15 protein-coding genes are annotated in these 15653 nt (G+C 47.8%); 10 read left to right on the forward strand and 5 right to left on the reverse strand.

The window, feature by feature from the left end; all coding sequences use genetic code 11:
- Positions 1-10: 10 nt before the first annotated feature.
- The 5 genes from FVF72_RS05855 to hmd all read right to left on the reverse strand — a co-directional run bounded on the left by FVF72_RS05855 (position 11) and on the right by hmd (position 4459).
- Positions 11-742 carry a Nif3-like dinuclear metal center hexameric protein gene (locus tag FVF72_RS05855; RefSeq protein ID WP_255503814.1) on the reverse strand — a complete coding sequence of 244 codons (732 nt, stop codon included), beginning with the start codon at positions 740-742 and terminating at the stop codon, positions 11-13.
- A 189-nt stretch (positions 743-931) separates the two neighbouring features.
- On the reverse strand, positions 932-1693 hold the full coding sequence (locus FVF72_RS05860; protein WP_147671460.1) for a DUF1188 domain-containing protein: 762 nt from the start codon (positions 1691-1693) through the stop codon (positions 932-934).
- Complete coding sequence (locus FVF72_RS05865) at positions 1690-2169, reverse strand: DUF3236 domain-containing protein (protein WP_147671461.1); 480 nt, start codon at positions 2167-2169, stop codon at positions 1690-1692. The genes FVF72_RS05860 and FVF72_RS05865 overlap by 4 nt, the downstream gene beginning before the upstream one ends.
- A gap of 126 nt (positions 2170-2295) precedes the next feature.
- A complete protein-coding gene (gene hmdB, locus FVF72_RS05870; protein ID WP_147671462.1) occupies positions 2296-3324 on the reverse strand; it encodes a 5,10-methenyltetrahydromethanopterin hydrogenase cofactor biosynthesis protein HmdB in 1029 nt (342 codons plus the stop codon).
- 100 nt (positions 3325-3424) lie between these two features.
- Complete coding sequence (hmd, locus tag FVF72_RS05875) at positions 3425-4459, reverse strand: 5,10-methenyltetrahydromethanopterin hydrogenase (protein ID WP_147671463.1); 1035 nt, start codon at positions 4457-4459, stop codon at positions 3425-3427.
- A 608-nt stretch (positions 4460-5067) separates the two neighbouring features.
- On the opposite strand from hmd, the gene FVF72_RS05880 reads away from it, so the two are divergent.
- The 10 genes from FVF72_RS05880 (at position 5068) to mcrB (ending at position 15653) form a co-directional block, all read left to right on the forward strand.
- Complete coding sequence (locus FVF72_RS05880) at positions 5068-5427, forward strand: hypothetical protein (RefSeq protein WP_147671464.1); 360 nt, start codon at positions 5068-5070, stop codon at positions 5425-5427.
- A 4-nt stretch (positions 5428-5431) separates the two neighbouring features.
- Positions 5432-6457 carry a molybdopterin-dependent oxidoreductase gene (locus FVF72_RS05885; RefSeq protein ID WP_147671465.1) on the forward strand — a complete coding sequence of 342 codons (1026 nt, stop codon included), beginning with the start codon at positions 5432-5434 and terminating at the stop codon, positions 6455-6457.
- The gene (locus FVF72_RS05890) at positions 6453-7601 is read left to right on the forward strand and encodes a Coenzyme F420 hydrogenase/dehydrogenase, beta subunit C-terminal domain (RefSeq protein WP_201751529.1); all 1149 of its coding nucleotides are present in this window, start codon (positions 6453-6455) and stop codon (positions 7599-7601) included. The genes FVF72_RS05885 and FVF72_RS05890 overlap by 5 nt, the downstream gene beginning before the upstream one ends.
- 10 nt (positions 7602-7611) lie before the next feature.
- Positions 7612-8022: a hydrogenase iron-sulfur subunit gene (locus tag FVF72_RS05895; protein WP_013296311.1), complete on the forward strand. Its 411-nt coding sequence runs from the start codon at positions 7612-7614 to the stop codon at positions 8020-8022.
- 114 nt (positions 8023-8136) lie between these two features.
- Complete coding sequence (gene hmdC, locus FVF72_RS05900) at positions 8137-9654, forward strand: 5,10-methenyltetrahydromethanopterin hydrogenase cofactor biosynthesis protein HmdC (protein ID WP_013296310.1); 1518 nt, start codon at positions 8137-8139, stop codon at positions 9652-9654.
- Between the two features lie 168 nt (positions 9655-9822).
- Positions 9823-10248, forward strand: a complete 426-nt coding sequence (locus FVF72_RS05905) for a hydrogenase iron-sulfur subunit (RefSeq protein WP_013296309.1) — start codon at positions 9823-9825, stop codon at positions 10246-10248.
- Between the two features lie 12 nt (positions 10249-10260).
- On the forward strand, positions 10261-11187 hold the full coding sequence (gene mvhG, locus FVF72_RS05910; RefSeq protein ID WP_013296308.1) for a F420-non-reducing hydrogenase subunit MvhG: 927 nt from the start codon (positions 10261-10263) through the stop codon (positions 11185-11187).
- Positions 11188-12606, forward strand: a complete 1419-nt coding sequence (mvhA, locus tag FVF72_RS05915; protein ID WP_013296307.1) for a F420-non-reducing hydrogenase subunit MvhA — start codon at positions 11188-11190, stop codon at positions 12604-12606.
- Between the two features lie 24 nt (positions 12607-12630).
- The gene (gene mvhB, locus FVF72_RS05920) at positions 12631-13869 is read left to right on the forward strand and encodes a polyferredoxin protein MvhB (protein ID WP_147671467.1); all 1239 of its coding nucleotides are present in this window, start codon (positions 12631-12633) and stop codon (positions 13867-13869) included.
- Positions 13870-14321: 452 nt separating this feature from the next.
- On the forward strand, positions 14322-15653 hold the full coding sequence (gene mcrB / locus FVF72_RS05925; RefSeq protein ID WP_147671468.1) for a coenzyme-B sulfoethylthiotransferase subunit beta: 1332 nt from the start codon (positions 14322-14324) through the stop codon (positions 15651-15653).

Raw genomic sequence — 15653 nt, forward strand, 5'->3', positions numbered from 1 at the left:
TTGTGCACTACTAGAATGTTTCATAGCGGTACTCTGTCCAGGGAGTACCTGTATCAATAATGTCCACCACCAAGCCGAGGTCCTCTATCATATCGCGAAGCCTCAGGAGTCCCGGCATTTCCGTTGCATGGTGACCTGCATCAATGAGTGTCATGTTGAGGTTTCTTGCAAGAACCGCTGAGGCATGGGTGAGGTCACCTGATAGGTAAACAGGGGCTCCATCAGAGAAGGCCCTTTTTATGAGGTCCCTGTCTGAGAGACCGAAACCTGATACAACCGCCACCCTGTCCAGGTATTCTCTGGGGTTTACGACCCTCACCACCCCTGGCCTCAGATCATATATTCTTTCCATGAGCTCCTCGAGTGTAAGGTCCCCACGACATATGCGTCCCAGCCCGGTTTCAGGGTCAAGGAAGGATTCAACGTCCAGTCCAAGGGCATCTGCGAGGGTATCACAGGCACCACCATCGGCAACGTCCCAGTTGGAATGTGCAACATAGTAGGGAAGTGGAGGTTCAACCTGGGGTGGGTGGTGGAGGACCAGGAGGTCATATCCATCCACAGGCACATCAGCCAGGTAATCCATGAGCACCAGGACAGATTCAACCTCAACTTCAGGGCCATGGTACCCTATCCTGTCATCTGGAAGTGCAAGTTCAGGCGGTGCCAGGCTCTCCATGAACTCTATAAATGATTCTATTCTGATATTATCACCTTTGGACCTTTTTAGGTGCTTATGGATGCACTGAGGAAGTCGTTGATTCTATTCTGATATTATCACCTTTGGACCTTTTTAGGTGCTTATGGATGCACTGAGGAAGTCGTTGATTCTATTCTGATATTATCACCTTTGAACATGATGGGTGGAAGTATGTGGTCTGGATCGGGTTAGTCTCTATCACCTTCAAGTAGGCTAAAGAGGTATCACCTGTTATTCAGGAATTATCCTTGATTTTATCATCTCAAGGTTCCCTTCTATGATCCCATCACAGTCCAGATCTTCAAGTGATGAAACCACAAGGGCAGGCGATTCAAGACGCCTCAGAAATCTCTCAGGGTTCCTGTCCTTAAAGAGTATCCTCTCAAAGAATTCAAGGGTTGCTGTCGCATAGAGCACGCCCTCAAATTCAAGTGCATCGGCCATCGACCTCCTCAGAACCTCCACTGTAAGCGTCATTGTACCCGAGGTCTTGGCGCCAATGCCATAGGTGTGGAGGGCCCCTGCAATGTCAGATTCAACCATCCTGAGCCTTTCATATGTCCTGTTGAATTTCCTTATCGTATCATCGCTGCCATCCGATGTTGGGTCCTCAACGATGAACGCTTCCGCAGTGATGCCCCCCAGTTCACCCTCGGTGACACCCCCGAGACCCGTTGTATCAACCAGGAGGTCCCAGTGACCCCTGAGGTCCATAATGCCTTCCTGGAAATTCACTTTATCATCTAGGATAAAACGTGTCTGGGGGTTTATATCTGCAACGGTCACATCACAGTCAAGTGAACCTGCAATCGCTGCACCTGTGAAGTATGAGCCGATTATAAGGGCACTTTCAGGGTTTATGTCGATTTCAGTGAGCCATTCGATAACAGCGGCCGATTTAACTGCTGATATGTGCATGATTATGTCATGTACCCTGTAGGTTGAGAAGAATGTTCTAACCGTCTCGGTTATACCGGTTTCATGGCGTTTCATTCTGATCCTCTGCTGAAGCCTATACGCTCAAGGGCATGGGTCATCTCGGATCTAACGGCATCCTGAACTTCCATTTCGTGTATAACGTGTGGAGGGGACATGGCTGCTGAAAGGATCCTTCCCCGTGAGTCCATGATCACTAGGAGAGATCCAGAACCCGGAACCCCCAGCCGTCCGCGGGCAATAACAAGATCTGCCCCTGATATGTCCAGTGCCATGAGGGCCTTTGTAACGGCAGGCATCCTTGTGAGGTCCGCACAGTTGGTGTTGAACTGAAGGTGCTCTGCTTCCCTTAGGTTGAAGGATCTTAGGACCTCATTTATCACATCAACCTTTTCCCGGTTCCAATTTGGCACTACAATCCTTTGAGCGCCACGGATATAGTCTCTTACAGCTTTAACTTCCTCCTCACGGTCTCCTCTGCGACGATCCTCTGCAGACTCAAGGTATGCACTGGCTATTATATCCTCTAACATGACCACACCACTGTATATGATAAGACTAAGGGGTATTCAAGGGCTATTAAAGACCAGACCACTGTATTGATAAGATTAAGGGTATGCACAGGCTATCTGATGACTAAACCCGTTCGTATTAATAAATCAGATCGCAACCCCATCAGCCGCGGGGTTCGCTGATATCTGGGGCTTCAGTCCCAGTTCATCCACAACCCTCAGCACATCATTGAGGTTTCCGTACCTTGGGGACCCGACCCCCTTAACATCATGGGGGTAACCGTCGGGTATAACCGTTGCAAGGTTATCTGCCCCTGCCATGAGGGAGAAGCGGACATTTTCGGGACCTATGGTGGGTGTTGGAACCGTTATCCTTATATCCGGGTACATGATACGTGTGATGGCTATGGTCTTCATCTGTTCCTCAAGGGGGCAGGGAGGATGGTTCTCCATGGGAGTGCCGGGGTAGGGGTTGAATCCCATGATAGGTATCTCTCCAAGTGTTTCAAATTCACCAAGGAACCTTAGGTGCGCAAGGCGGTCAGCGTAACTCTCACCAAGACCTATAAGCAGACCACTTGATAATTCTATTCCACTTTCACATACAAGTTCACAGACTCTTATCCTGTCCTCTATCCTCTCGCCTGGTTTAACCCGCCTGAAAAGTTCCCTGTTGACTGTTTCAAGGTTACAGCATACAGTATCAGTGCCGTAATCCGCAAGTTTCTCCACTGAAGCCCTGTTAAGGTCGGATCCAACGTTTATGAGCAGTTCAAGTGAGGTGTTCTCTTTCACTATTTCCGCCGCTTTGACGGCGTGTTCACCCTTGAATCCATGGGCGCCTGAGCAGCTGACCCTGGGTATTCCAGATTTTTCTATTATCCTGGCGGCTTCAAGGATTTCATCATCGGTTTTGAAGAATGAAGTGTAGTATCCACTACGTGATGTTCCAGCGGCAAAGCCACAGTAGCTGCACCTTGGCCTCACCTGGCAGATATTTGTTATGTGGACTGTGGATGTGAGCTTGATAACCCCCCTGTGCTCCTTCATGATACTGAATGCTGTTTCCATGAGAAGGGCAAAATCTTTCGGGTCATTTATCTGGAATAGCTGTATAATCTCGTTATCATCGAGGGGGTATCCCTCAGCCGCCTTTTTGAGTATTTCATCCATCAATTTAACACCAGTTTCAGCTGCTTGGGAATATAAAAGTCAGTTGGATCAGTATAAATCAGTTGGTTAAAAAAATAAATAAATTTTTTGGGCTGCTGCCCAGTTATTTCTTCCTCTTCTCAAGGATTTCAAAGACGGTTGGGAGTATGTCTGCTGATGCTCCGAAGTTCATGGAGTCAGCTGTACCAAGGAGTGCACCAGGGTCGAGGTGCTCCTCCATTTTGTCTATTCCAACCTTTTCCATGAGGGCTGTTATCTGGTCGAGGGACTCCTTGGCCATCATCTGTGCGAAACCTGCTGGTGCGCCGAGTACCTGTGTAACTGAGTCCCTGTAGGAGAGTATACCTGCGTAGGTTATTGCTGTCAGTGCTGAGCACATGTCACAGACAGGTCCGAGGAGTTCTGCTGGTAGCCTGTATGCATTACCCCTGGCCTTCTGTCCGAGTTCAAAGAGGGTGTTTATAGCGTCCTCTGAGGCGTAGCCCTCTGCAATGTATACCTGTCCCTTCATTTCAGGAACGGCACCTGGGTGGTAGGATGTTACGTTGAGTGTTTCAGGTTTGGTTACTAGGTCGCCGTGTTTTTCTTCGAATATCTTGTAGAACTTGGTGGTTGGAATTGTGCAGGCGTGTGTGACGATTGCGCCAGGTTTTATGTCGTCTATGAACTTGTTTATTATGTCTGGCTGCATGTCACCCTTTGGGAACCAGGTCATGATGAAGTCTGCGTCTGCGATGGCCTCTTTGTCGTCTGTTGTTATTTCGAATCCAAGGTCTTCAGGGTGTGTGAAGTGTATTGCACCTTCTGGTGGTTTTGGTAGCTCCTTGGCGACTTCGTTGACCTTTTCCCTGATCTGTGGCATTATTTTTTCAGGGTCCTCCTTGTGGGCCTCTATGACGTCCTCGTAGGCGAAGTCGTCTATGACTGTGAACTGGTTGTCGAATACAGGGTCTGCAACAACGACCTCGTCGACACCTGCGAGTTCTTTAAGCTCAGCACCCATTGTTATTGTGGAATGGGTCATGGCTATTTCTGGTTTTCCAACCATTTCAGCGACTTCGCAGGCCCTGGAAAAGTTTGTTATTCCACTGGCCGCGTGGGTCCTGTAACATCCTGCACCTAGTATTGCAAGTTTCATATCTATCACTCCATTTCTGTAATACTACTCATATTATTAGTAGTACAGATTAATCGGTTCCCACTATAAATATATTTTTTGATAATTTTTAAACCAAAAAGCTTATAAGTAGAATTATTTTATCTGGAGGGGCAACCGTTACCTGTGGGTCCCAGATTAAATTCCACAGGAACGTTATTCAGTGTTTTTTAGTTGGGGCAGACCAACGGTATTCATAATTATTAAAATATTAATATTAGAATTTTCTAAATCCTGGGTTCTAATTTCATTCAGAAGATCAAAAAGGCATCCTTAAGGTTAAAGTGGGGTGCTGAACCCTTATTTTGCAGTATTCTACTCGCTAACAGGATAAATAATAAAAAATAAACATTTATTATGAATTAATTAAATGGATTTAAATATTAATTCCAGGTTTATAACTCACTCAAACGTTATTTTATGATTTTTAATCGTTTTAAAAGTATTCAATTAAAAAAATAAACATTAAAATCTTATATAATCCTTTTTGAGCCATTTTAAACACTTTTTTATTTTAGAAACATTTATATATGTAATACTTATTAGCAGATACTTATGATAAACATAAAACCGGAGGTTGTGGTGAAAGTATGGAAATCCAGATTCAGAGGATTGGACTTTTTCGCCCTGAGAAAAATCCAAAATCGTGTACCCTGAGTCTTGACATGGACTGGAAAATTGACTACACAGATTTTGGAAATAACTCGGTGGGATACATATTTTATGTGGAATCAGGGAGCGGAATACCACTGAAATTCAAAATAGAGGGAAAGGTTGTTCTTGAGGATTCTGAAAAACTGCCCGGAAACCTATCAGAACTTCTGCTCGATCGGGGGCTTAACATCATGGTTGAGTTGTTCAACATAACCCGTGATAGGATCGTCAGCGTCCAGAATGAGCTTTTCAGTATTGACGAGTTCCGGGGCAAGGTGAAAAATCTGGAGGTGTAGATAAATGATGGTGAAACACACTTTATGCCCTTCCTGCAGTGCAGGCTGTGGCGTGAATCTTGTGGATGTGGGCGGAACACCTGTGGGAACCTACCCCTACAGGAGACACCCGGTCAATGAGGGAAAGACCTGCAGGAGTGGCAGGGATTGCTATGAAATCCCATTGAGGGACAGAGTAACATCCCCTGGAGTTAAAAAATCAGGGAAACTGAGTGGAGTGAACTGGGATGAGGCACTGGATAACCTAAAGGAACTTCTTTCATCAGACATATCCATCCTGACAACGGGAACCCTCACCAATGAGGAGGCACTTAAACTCAGGGAAATCATAGAAAAATTTGATGTAAAAAAATCAGGTTTAATAACAGTATTCCCTGAATTTGATTACCCTGAAATTGATATCAGAAAGATCAGAGACTATGATAACATTGCAGTCATAGGAGATGCCATAAACTGCGCCCCACTCATAGGTAGGAGGATATTCCATGCGATGGCCGCCGGGGCAGAGGTGAGATCATATGACAGAAGGGATGACACAAGGATGGCGGTAAATTCAGGGTTTCACAGAACATTTCCAGAGGACAGGGAGCTCCTGGATGATCTCCAGCAACTTCCAGGAGGGTCTCTGATTATAATAACACATGAAATACCGGAAATCATAGGGCCGGTTCTTGAGGTCTCATCTGAAAATGAATTTGATGTTCTACCCATCTTTGAGGACTTCAACACAAGGGGTGTGATGCAGCACCTCCCCCCGGTTCATGAAGTAGAGTTTGATTCTGTCTGGTTAATAGATCCCGGTGCAGCTGCAGAGCCAGTGGAGGTATCAGGAAAACTCATTCTCCAGTCCATAAGAACCGAAGGTCTGATACCTGATATTTTCCTTCCAACGGCAGCATGGTGTGAAAAATCGGGTTCATACACCAGCACAGCGGGATACACGGTGAAACTGGAACCCGCACTGCAGGCACCCGAAGGGGTCCTCGCAGACATGGAAATATTTGAAAGAATACTCACGGCAGGTGATTAGGATGAAGTACCTCCTTGCAAGGGCTACAGATGAGGAGATTCAGAGAAGAGGAGAATGTGGCGGAGCGGTGACCGCCATATTCAAATACATGCTGGATAAGGGAGTCGTGGATGCGGTGCTAACACTGGAAAGGGGAGATGATGTTTACGATGGAGTCCCAGTCCTGCTTGAGGATTCTTCAGGCATAGCGTCAACGTGCGGTTCCCTTCACTGCGCACCCACCATGTTTGGGGACCTCATCTCCCGCTATCTAAGTGACATGAGGCTGGCTGTCGCTGTAAAACCCTGTGATGCAATGGCCATAAGGGAACTTGAGAAGAGGCACCAGATAGACCCGGATAAGGTGTATAAGATAGGACTGAACTGCGGCGGAACCCTTGCCCCTGTATCTGCCAGGGAGATGATAGAGACCTTCTATGAGATGGACCCTGATGATGTTGTGAGTGAGGAGATCGACAGGGGTAAATTCATAGTGGAACTCAGGGACGGAAGTCACAGGGAGATATCAATCGATTACCTTGAGGAGGAGGGTTTCGGCAGACGGGAAAACTGTCAGCGATGCGAAATAATGGTCCCACGCAACGCTGACCTAGCCTGTGGAAACTGGGGTGCAGATGACGGATGGACCTTCATAGAGGTTAACACTGAAAGAGGTCAGGAGATCATTGAAGGTGCCCGCAGCAGCGGATACATTGAGGCGAGGGAACCCTCTGAGAAGATGGTGAAGATAAGGGAGAAAATTGAAAATGCAATGATCAGCATGGCCAGGAAGTTTCAGGATAAATACCTTGATGAGGAATACCCCTCACTGGATGAATGGGATGAGTACTGGAAGCGCTGCATAAACTGCTTTGCCTGCAGGGATGCCTGTCCGGTATGCTTCTGCAGGGAATGTGAACTTGAAAAGGACTACCTCCTGGAATCAGATGAAAAGGCACCGGACCCCCTTACATTCCAGGGAGTGAGGCTCTCGCACATGGGTTTCAGCTGTATAAACTGCGGTCAGTGTGAGGATGTCTGCCCAATGGACATACCCATTGCAAGAATCTACCACAGGATACAGAAAAAATACCGTGACAGAACAGGATTCACAGCAGGGGTGAGCCAAGAACTGCCCCCAATGTACAGCGGGGAGAAGGATTAGGGGTGATATGATGAGTTTCGAGCCAAAGATAGTTGGATTCTGCTGCAACTGGTGCTCCTATGGCGGAGCAGACACCGCGGGAACAGCGAGGATGCAGTACCCACCCAACGTCCGTATCATAAGGGTGATGTGTTCAGGCCGTGTCAACGCCTCGATGATACTAAAGGCCTTCAGTGAGGGTGCAGACGGCGTCTTTGTGGGAGGATGCCACATAGGGGACTGCCACTATGATTCAGGTAACTACAAATGGAAACGAAGGGCCCGGTTCATTGAGGACATACTCCCTGAATTTGGCATAGATAAGGAAAGATTCAGGTGGGAGTGGATATCGGCATCGGAGGGTGAAAAATTTCAGAAGACAATGCAGGAGTTCTATGAGACTGTAAAATACCTTGGGCCACTGAAGAGGGCAGGAAAATAACGGGTATTAAAATTATGGGTTAAAGCAGCATTTTCTTATTAACCCATAATTTTTGTCAAAATTTATAACATCCAGTATCAGAGTGAATCACAGTGACCTAAAAGGTGAAACAATATGCACGATATCATCAGGGAAGCAGTGGATAATCCTGAAGCTGCATGGGAAATCATGAAAATGGACAGGGATGTCACCGAGGTGGTGGATGCAATTTCTGACCTTTCAAGGGAGGATAAGATTAAGCTGGGGGCCACCTTCAAGAGGTTCCCCCTGGGCTGTGACCTCACAGAGATCATCGTGGGCACCTGCGCATCTGACCTTGAGAGGATGGACCTTATTGGAAACTGCATCCTTTCAGACACGATAGGTGCAACAATACACGTATGTGCCTATGCATTCGCAGATATAGCCGAGAACTACGGTATGAGGCCTGTGGAGCTCATGAGGGAGGTGCGGGAGACCACAGAGGTCCCCCTGGACCTTGACCACTTTGGAAGATACGGTCCCATGAGGTTCCCCAGATCAATAACCGGATGCGGAGGACAGTGTTACCTTGAGGGACCCCCATTTGAGGGTTGTCCCCGCGAAAGAATACATTCAAGACTCCTTGAAAAGGAAAGGGAGGGCCTGCCTGACAGGGACGAATGGGTTGAACTCGCCTCCTCTGTGGCGGTTAACCTGACACCGGTTCAGGGGGCTGAAACCCATGCAGCACCCCTTGATGAGGCACGCGAGGTTTTTGAACTTGCTAGAAAGCATGGTAAGGGTGTTGAGGCCATAATGTTCGTTGGAGACGGATACGATGACCTCATATCTGGCTTTGAGGCAGGACTTGATATGGGTGTCGATGTCTTCGTACTGGAGGGCGGCCCCTTCAACCTTGCATCTGATAGACTTGACGCCTTTGCAGGGGCCGTTGCTGCAGCAAGGATCCTCACACCAGGCAGAATTGTTGCAACCAACGGTGCATATGAGGACGAGTGCCGCATAGGACTAAGGGCAGGGCTGAACGCCATAATAACAGGATTCCCAAAGAACCACCATGGTTACATGTGTGGTTACAGTCCAGGCACAGCAAGAAGGGGTAAGTTTGGCCTCCCAAGGGTCATGAAGATAATGAGGGAGGAGGTTGAGGCTGCTCTAACACCTGTTCCAGTACAGAAGCCCCAGCTTGAGGCCCTTGCAGCTGCAGTGAAGGCTTCAGGAAGAGAGAATGTTTATCCAGAAACCATCGGGCATACATATGTGGGTGACGCCCACTGGGCATGCCTCCCCTCAACTCCACTCTATGAAAGGGTGAATATAGAGAGGGACGTGGATACGCTTGCTGAGATGACCAGAAACGGCGACATACATGGAACAGTGGCAATCTTCGGCGCAAGATTCGTATCATGGGTGATTGCAAAGAAACTTGATGGAATGGTGGATGAATTCGTACTTGTGGACAGCGACCCGTGGGTTGAATGGGTTAGCGTGGACAACCTCAGATCAGAAATTAAAACCGAGGTCCGATGCGGCGGTTCCAGTGACGCGGATGCATACAGGGATTCTGATTCAGCCATAGTGTCCACAACCATCCCGGAGATCGCTGCAAAAATTTCTGGGAAATTCAGAGACGCTGTGACCCTTGTATGAACGTCATTTAACGGTTTAATGGGGGGATGGCAGTATTAAAAATAATAAAAATTTTAACCACACATATAAAATTTTCGAAATTGTTTCATAAGTAACCTTTATACTTGCCACTCCTAAACCATATACCAAGTACAATTATAAGTACAACCCAAGCAAGGAGGAAACTCTATGGCTGAAGATGACATAAAAATTGTGATGTTCTGTTGTAACTGGTGTTCCTACGGTGGAGCGGACACTGCGGGAACAGCAAGGATGCAGTACCCTACAAACATTAGGGTTATCCGTGTGATGTGCTCAGGAAGGATAGAGCCACAGTTTGTTTTCAAGGCATTCAGGGAAGGCGCTGACGGTGTTCTCGTAACAGGATGCCACCACGGTGACTGCCACTACGACGCAGGAAACTACAAGCTCGACAGGAGAATGAGACTGATCTACAAACTGGCAGATGAACTTGGAATTGGCAGGGAAAGGATCCACCACGACTGGATATCCGCATCAGAAGGTGAAAAATTCGCCGAAACCGTCAAGATGATGGTTGACAGGATAAGGGCCCTTGGTCCATCACCAATCAAGAAACAGCTAGCTGAAGCATAAGGAGGATGTTAAATGGCTGAAAAAATAAAGATCGGAACAATGTGGCTTGGAGGATGCTCCGGCTGTCACCTGTCCATTGCAGACTTCCATGAAAAGCTCCTTGATGTCATGGAACACGCTGACTTCGAGTTCAGCCCTGTTTTAATGGACACAAAATACGATGAAATCCCTGAACTCGATGTTGTGGTCATTGAGGGAGGAATCGTAAACGATGAAAACAGGGAATTCGCAGAGGAACTAAGGGAAAAGGCCAAATTTGTCATAAGTTACGGTACATGTGCTGTATACGGCGGCATACCAGGTCTCAGGAACCTCTGGGACAAGGATGAGGTCATAGAGGAAGCCTACATCAACTCCATAACAACACCAAACGAAGAGGGCGTCATACCATCTGAAGACGTACCACACCTTGAGGGAAGGGTCAAACCACTGGGTGAAGTCATAGACGTTGACTTTGAAGTTCCAGGATGCCCACCAAGGTCAGATGTTGCTGCTGAGGTCGTTATGGCACTCCTCAAAGGTGAAGAAATAGAACTGCCAAGCACAAACCTCTGTGAAGTCTGCCCAAGGGAAAAACCACCAGAAGGCCTTGCAATGGACTTCATAAAGAGGCAGTTCGAGGTTGGTAAACCAGAGGATGACCTCTGTCTCATACCACAGGGACTCATCTGCATGGGCCCAGCAACTGTATCAATCTGCGGTGCAGAGTGCCCAAGCATAGCCATACCATGCCGTGGCTGCTATGGTCCAACAGCACGTGTCGAGGACCAGGGTGCCAAAATGATAAGTGCCATAGCCTCTGACTACAAGGTCGAAGAGGACAAAACCGTCGACCCTGAGGAAGTGGCTGAACAGCTGGATGACATTGTTGGAACATTCTACACATTCACACTTCCAGCAGCACTCATACCAATGAAAATAAAGAAGGAGGGTAAATAGATGGTTAAACTCACAATGGAACCTGTGACCCGTATTGAAGGTCACGCCAAGATTACCGTACACCTTGATGATGCAGGTAATGTTGAGGACACAAGGCTCCATGTTATGGAATTCCGTGGATTCGAAAAGTTCCTCCAGGGAAGACCCATAGAGGAAGCCCCAAGGATAGTTCCAAGGATCTGCGGTATCTGTGACGTGCAGCACCACCTGGCAGCCGCAAAGGCTGTTGACGCCTGCTTTGGTTTTGAACCAGATGATGTCCTTCCTGCAGCCTACAAGATGAGGGAGATCATGAACTGGGGCTCATACATGCACTCCCATGGTCTGCACTTCTACTTCCTTGCAGCCCCTGACTTCATAGCAGGTAAGGACAGAAAGACAAGGAACGTCTTCCAGATAATAAAGGACGCCCCTGATGTTGCTCTTCAGGCCATAGAGTTACGTAAAAATGCTCTGGAAATCGTCAGGGCCACAGGCGGAAGGCCAATTCACCCAACCTCCTCAACACCAGGAGGTATATCAACAGAACTGGACGATGAAACACAGAAGGACCTCCTTCAGAAGGCCCAGAGGAACGTTGAACTGGCAGAGGCCACCCTGGAACTTGCAGTTCCAATATTCGAGGAGAACATTGACCTCGTGAACTCACTGGGCAACATCGAGACATACCACACAGGTCTTGTTAAAAACGGCGTATGGGACGTCTACGATGGTATAGTGAGGATAAAGGACAAGGAAGGAAACCTGTTCAGGGAGTTCAAACCAGCAGACTACGCTGACACCATCGCTGAACATGTTAAACCATACTCCTGGCTCAAATTCCCATACATAAAGGACCTTGGATACCCTGATGGTGTCTACCGTGTCTCACCACTCTCAAGGCTCAACGTCGCAGATAAGATGCCTGATGCAGCTCCAAAGGCACAGGATTACTTCAAGGAGTTCCAGGACAAATTTGGATACGCACAGCAGACACTCCTGTACCACTGGGCAAGGCTCATAGAAGTCCTCGCATGTGCCGAATGTGCAGCCGATGCACTTGAAGGAGACCTATCCGGAGAAAAATTCCCTGATTCACTTGAAAGGCAGGCAGGCGACGGTGTGGGTATAGTTGAGGCACCAAGGGGAACACTCACACACCACTACACCTGTGATGAGAACGGCCTCATAACCAAGGCAAACATCGTGGTTGCAACAATCCAGAACAACCCTGCCATGGAGATGGGTATCCAGAAGGTTGCCCAGGACTACATCAAACCTGGTGTTGAAGTGGATGATAAGATATTCAACCTCATGGAGATGGTCATAAGGGCATACGACCCATGTCTCTCCTGCGCAACACACACCATTGACAGTCAGATGAGACTTGCCACCTTGGAAGTATACGACAGTGAAGGCGACCTTGTAAAAAGGATCTAATTTCACCCGGGTAAAGGTGGTAAAATGATAGTTGTCAACAAAGAGGACTGCATAAGGTGTGGTGCCTGCCAGGGGACCTGCCCTACCGCAGCCATTGAGGTAACACCGGAGGATGTTATCTACTGTGACATCTGCGGCGGGGAACCCAAGTGTGTCGATGCCTGCCCAACAGGCGCCCTCAAAATTGAGGATCTGGTGGTTGACGAGGCTGGTAACACACAGGGCAGGATAGTTTTCAACCCTGACAAGTGCAATGAGTGCGGGGACTGCGTGGAGGTCTGCCCTCCACAGATCCTCAAACTTGACGAAGGCAAGGTCAAGAAGATTCCGCTCCAGGGCTTCTGTGTCATGTGCCAGAAGTGCGTTGACATCTGCCCTGTGGGTGTCATAGGCGTTGAGGGCATCAAGGAACCAGCTAAGATTGAACTGGAAATCGAAGGACCCATATTCATTGCTGACTGTGTTGGCTGTGGAATGTGTGTCCCTGAATGCCCTGTGGACGCCATAACCCTTGAAAAGGTAGGTGGAGTCATAGAGATCGATGAGGACACCTGCATAAAGTGCGGTGTCTGTGCACAGACATGCCCATGGAACGCTGTCTACATCTCAGGCAAAAAACCAGAGAAGAGGGCCAAGGAAATCAAGAAATTCGAGCTGGATGAAGAGGCATGTATAGGCTGCAACACCTGTGTGGAGGCCTGTCCAGGTGACTTCATAGTTCCAAAGTCATCAAACCTTACAGTAGACCTTCCAGCCATCTGTACAGCCTGCGGACTATGTGAACAGCTCTGCCCAGTGGATGCCATAGACCTTGAGGTGGAACTCGGACCCGCCAAACCTGCAAGTGAGGAGGGCCTTGTCTGGGATGAAGGAAAATGTGACTTCATCGGCGCATGCGCCAACATCTGCCCCAACGATGCAATAAGGGTTGTAACGAAGGAGGGCATGAAGCTCCCTGACAATGAGAAGGTGGATGAGGAACCATCCTTCGCCATGTGTACACGCTGCGGTGCATGTACCATGGCCTGTCCAAAGGGCGCCCTCAGCCTTGTGGATATGGACAAGGTCATTGATGGTGAGGTTGTCAAGAGGAAGAGGATCCAGTACAACCCTGCCCTCTGTGACCAGTGCGGTGACTGTATAGAAGCCTGTCCATACGACATGCTGAAACTCACCGATGAAAAGGTTCCACTTAAAGGGTTCTGTATACTCTGTGACCAGTGCATACCTGCCTGTCCGAAGGGTGCACTGTCACTGAAATAAACCCACTTCTTTTTTTGTTTTCAGGATTATCCTGGACTTTACATGCCACATATTATTATTCAGAATAATATTTTTATGAAAAATTATTTTTCATATTTAAAATTTTTCTTTTTTTTCTTTTGAAAACATTTATATTATCCTTCTTTCTTATTCAATAGAGTCATAGATGTCCAGAAAATGAAGCATAAGCGGTTATATCTGGATTAATACAGATTAATACCGATATGTGCAGTATGGCTTGTTCTATAATGAGCTATGCTCTGGAGGTTGGAGGATGAACTTCGGTATAACCTGAAGGTCCATTTCGAGACATCGGATCTGAGATGAACACTGTTAAAACCATGAGACCCTCTTAAGTCACTTAAAAGCCTGATTCCATAACCCCCTCACATTCAATAATAAATTAATAAATTTTATTAATAAATAAATAAAAACCAAGAGGTGTGAATACCATGCCAATGTATGAAGACAGAATAGATCTCTATGGGGCAGATGGTAAGCTCCTTGAGGAGGATGTTCCTCTTGAAGCCATAAGCCCCCTTAAAAACCCGACAATAGCAAACCTGGTAAGCGACGTGAAGAGGTCAGTTGCAGTGAACCTGGCCGGAATTGAGGGAAGCCTCAAGAAGGCAGCTCTTGGAGGAAAGTCCAACTTCATCCCTGGAAGGGAAGTTGAACTGCCAATTGTTGAAAACGCAGAGGCAATCGCTGAAAAGGTCAAAAAACTCGTCCAGACCTCAGAGGACGACGACACAAACATACGCCTCATAAACAACGGCCAGCAGATCCTGGTACAGGTCCCAACAACAAGGATGGGTGTAGCAGCAGACTACACCGTCTCAGCACTTGTCACAGGGGCAGCAGTTGTACAGGCAATCATCGACGAATTCGACGTGGACATGTTCGATGCAAATGCAGTTAAAACAGCTGTAATGGGAAGATACCCACAGACAGTGGACTTCACAGGAGCCAACCTCTCAACACTCCTCGGACCACCTGTGCTCCTTGAGGGACTTGGATACGGTCTCAGGAACATAATGGCAAACCACGTCGTTGCCATCACAAGAAAGAACACACTCAACGCATCAGCACTATCATCCATACTCGAACAGACAGCAATGTTCGAAACAGGTGACGCTGTCGGGGCATTCGAAAGGATGCACCTCCTTGGACTTGCATACCAGGGACTCAACGCCAACAACCTTCTCTTTGACCTGGTTAAGGAGAACGGTAAGGGCACAGTAGGTACAGTAATAGCTTCACTGGTGGAAAGGGCAGTTGAGGACGGAGTCGTTAAAGTGGCCAGGGAGATGAACTCAGGCTACAAGGTCTACGAACCAGCCGACTGGGCACTATGGAATGCCTACGCAGCAACAGGACTCCTTGCAGCAACAATAGTCAACGTGGGAGCAGCAAGGGCAGCCCAGGGCGTTGCATCAACAGTGCTCTACTACAACGACATCCTTGAATACGAAACAGGACTCCCGGGCGTGGACTTCGGAAGGGCCATGGGTACAGCAGTGGGATTCTCATTCTTCAGCCACTCCATCTATGGTGGAGGAGGTCCAGGTATATTCCACGGAAACCACGTCGTAACAAGGCACAGTAAGGGATTCGCCCTCCCATGCGTGGCTGCAGCCATGTGTCTTGACGCAGGAACACAGATGTTCTCAGTTGAAAAGACATCAGGACTCATAGGATCAGTTTACAGTGAAATAGACTACTTCAGAGAACCAATAGTCAACGTTGCAAAAGGTGCTGCAGAGGTAAAGGACCAGTTATAG

The sequence above is a fragment of the Methanothermobacter sp. KEPCO-1 genome (genome assembly GCF_008033705.1).
GTDB lineage: Archaea > Methanobacteriota > Methanobacteria > Methanobacteriales > Methanothermobacteraceae > Methanothermobacter > Methanothermobacter marburgensis.

Bases quoted from the DNA above. Each gene is read 5' to 3' on its own strand.
- FVF72_RS05860 (WP_147671460.1), bottom strand. From the start codon at position 1,693: ATGAAACGCCATGAAACCGGTATAACCGAGACGGTTAGAACATTCTTC.
- FVF72_RS05865 (WP_147671461.1), bottom strand. From the start codon at position 2,169: ATGTTAGAGGATATAATAGCCAGTGCATACCTTGAGTCTGCAGAGGAT.
- hmd (WP_147671463.1), bottom strand. From the start codon at position 4,459: ATGAAACTTGCAATACTAGGTGCAGGATGTTACAGGACCCACGCGGCC.
- FVF72_RS05880 (WP_147671464.1), top strand. From the start codon at position 5,068: ATGGAAATCCAGATTCAGAGGATTGGACTTTTTCGCCCTGAGAAAAAT.
- FVF72_RS05885 (WP_147671465.1), top strand. From the start codon at position 5,432: ATGATGGTGAAACACACTTTATGCCCTTCCTGCAGTGCAGGCTGTGGC.
- FVF72_RS05895 (WP_013296311.1), top strand. From the start codon at position 7,612: ATGAGTTTCGAGCCAAAGATAGTTGGATTCTGCTGCAACTGGTGCTCC.
- hmdC (WP_013296310.1), top strand. From the start codon at position 8,137: ATGCACGATATCATCAGGGAAGCAGTGGATAATCCTGAAGCTGCATGG.
- FVF72_RS05905 (WP_013296309.1), top strand. From the start codon at position 9,823: ATGGCTGAAGATGACATAAAAATTGTGATGTTCTGTTGTAACTGGTGT.
- mvhG (WP_013296308.1), top strand. From the start codon at position 10,261: ATGGCTGAAAAAATAAAGATCGGAACAATGTGGCTTGGAGGATGCTCC.
- mvhA (WP_013296307.1), top strand. From the start codon at position 11,188: ATGGTTAAACTCACAATGGAACCTGTGACCCGTATTGAAGGTCACGCC.
- mvhB (WP_147671467.1), top strand. From the start codon at position 12,631: ATGATAGTTGTCAACAAAGAGGACTGCATAAGGTGTGGTGCCTGCCAG.
- mcrB (WP_147671468.1), top strand. From the start codon at position 14,322: ATGCCAATGTATGAAGACAGAATAGATCTCTATGGGGCAGATGGTAAG.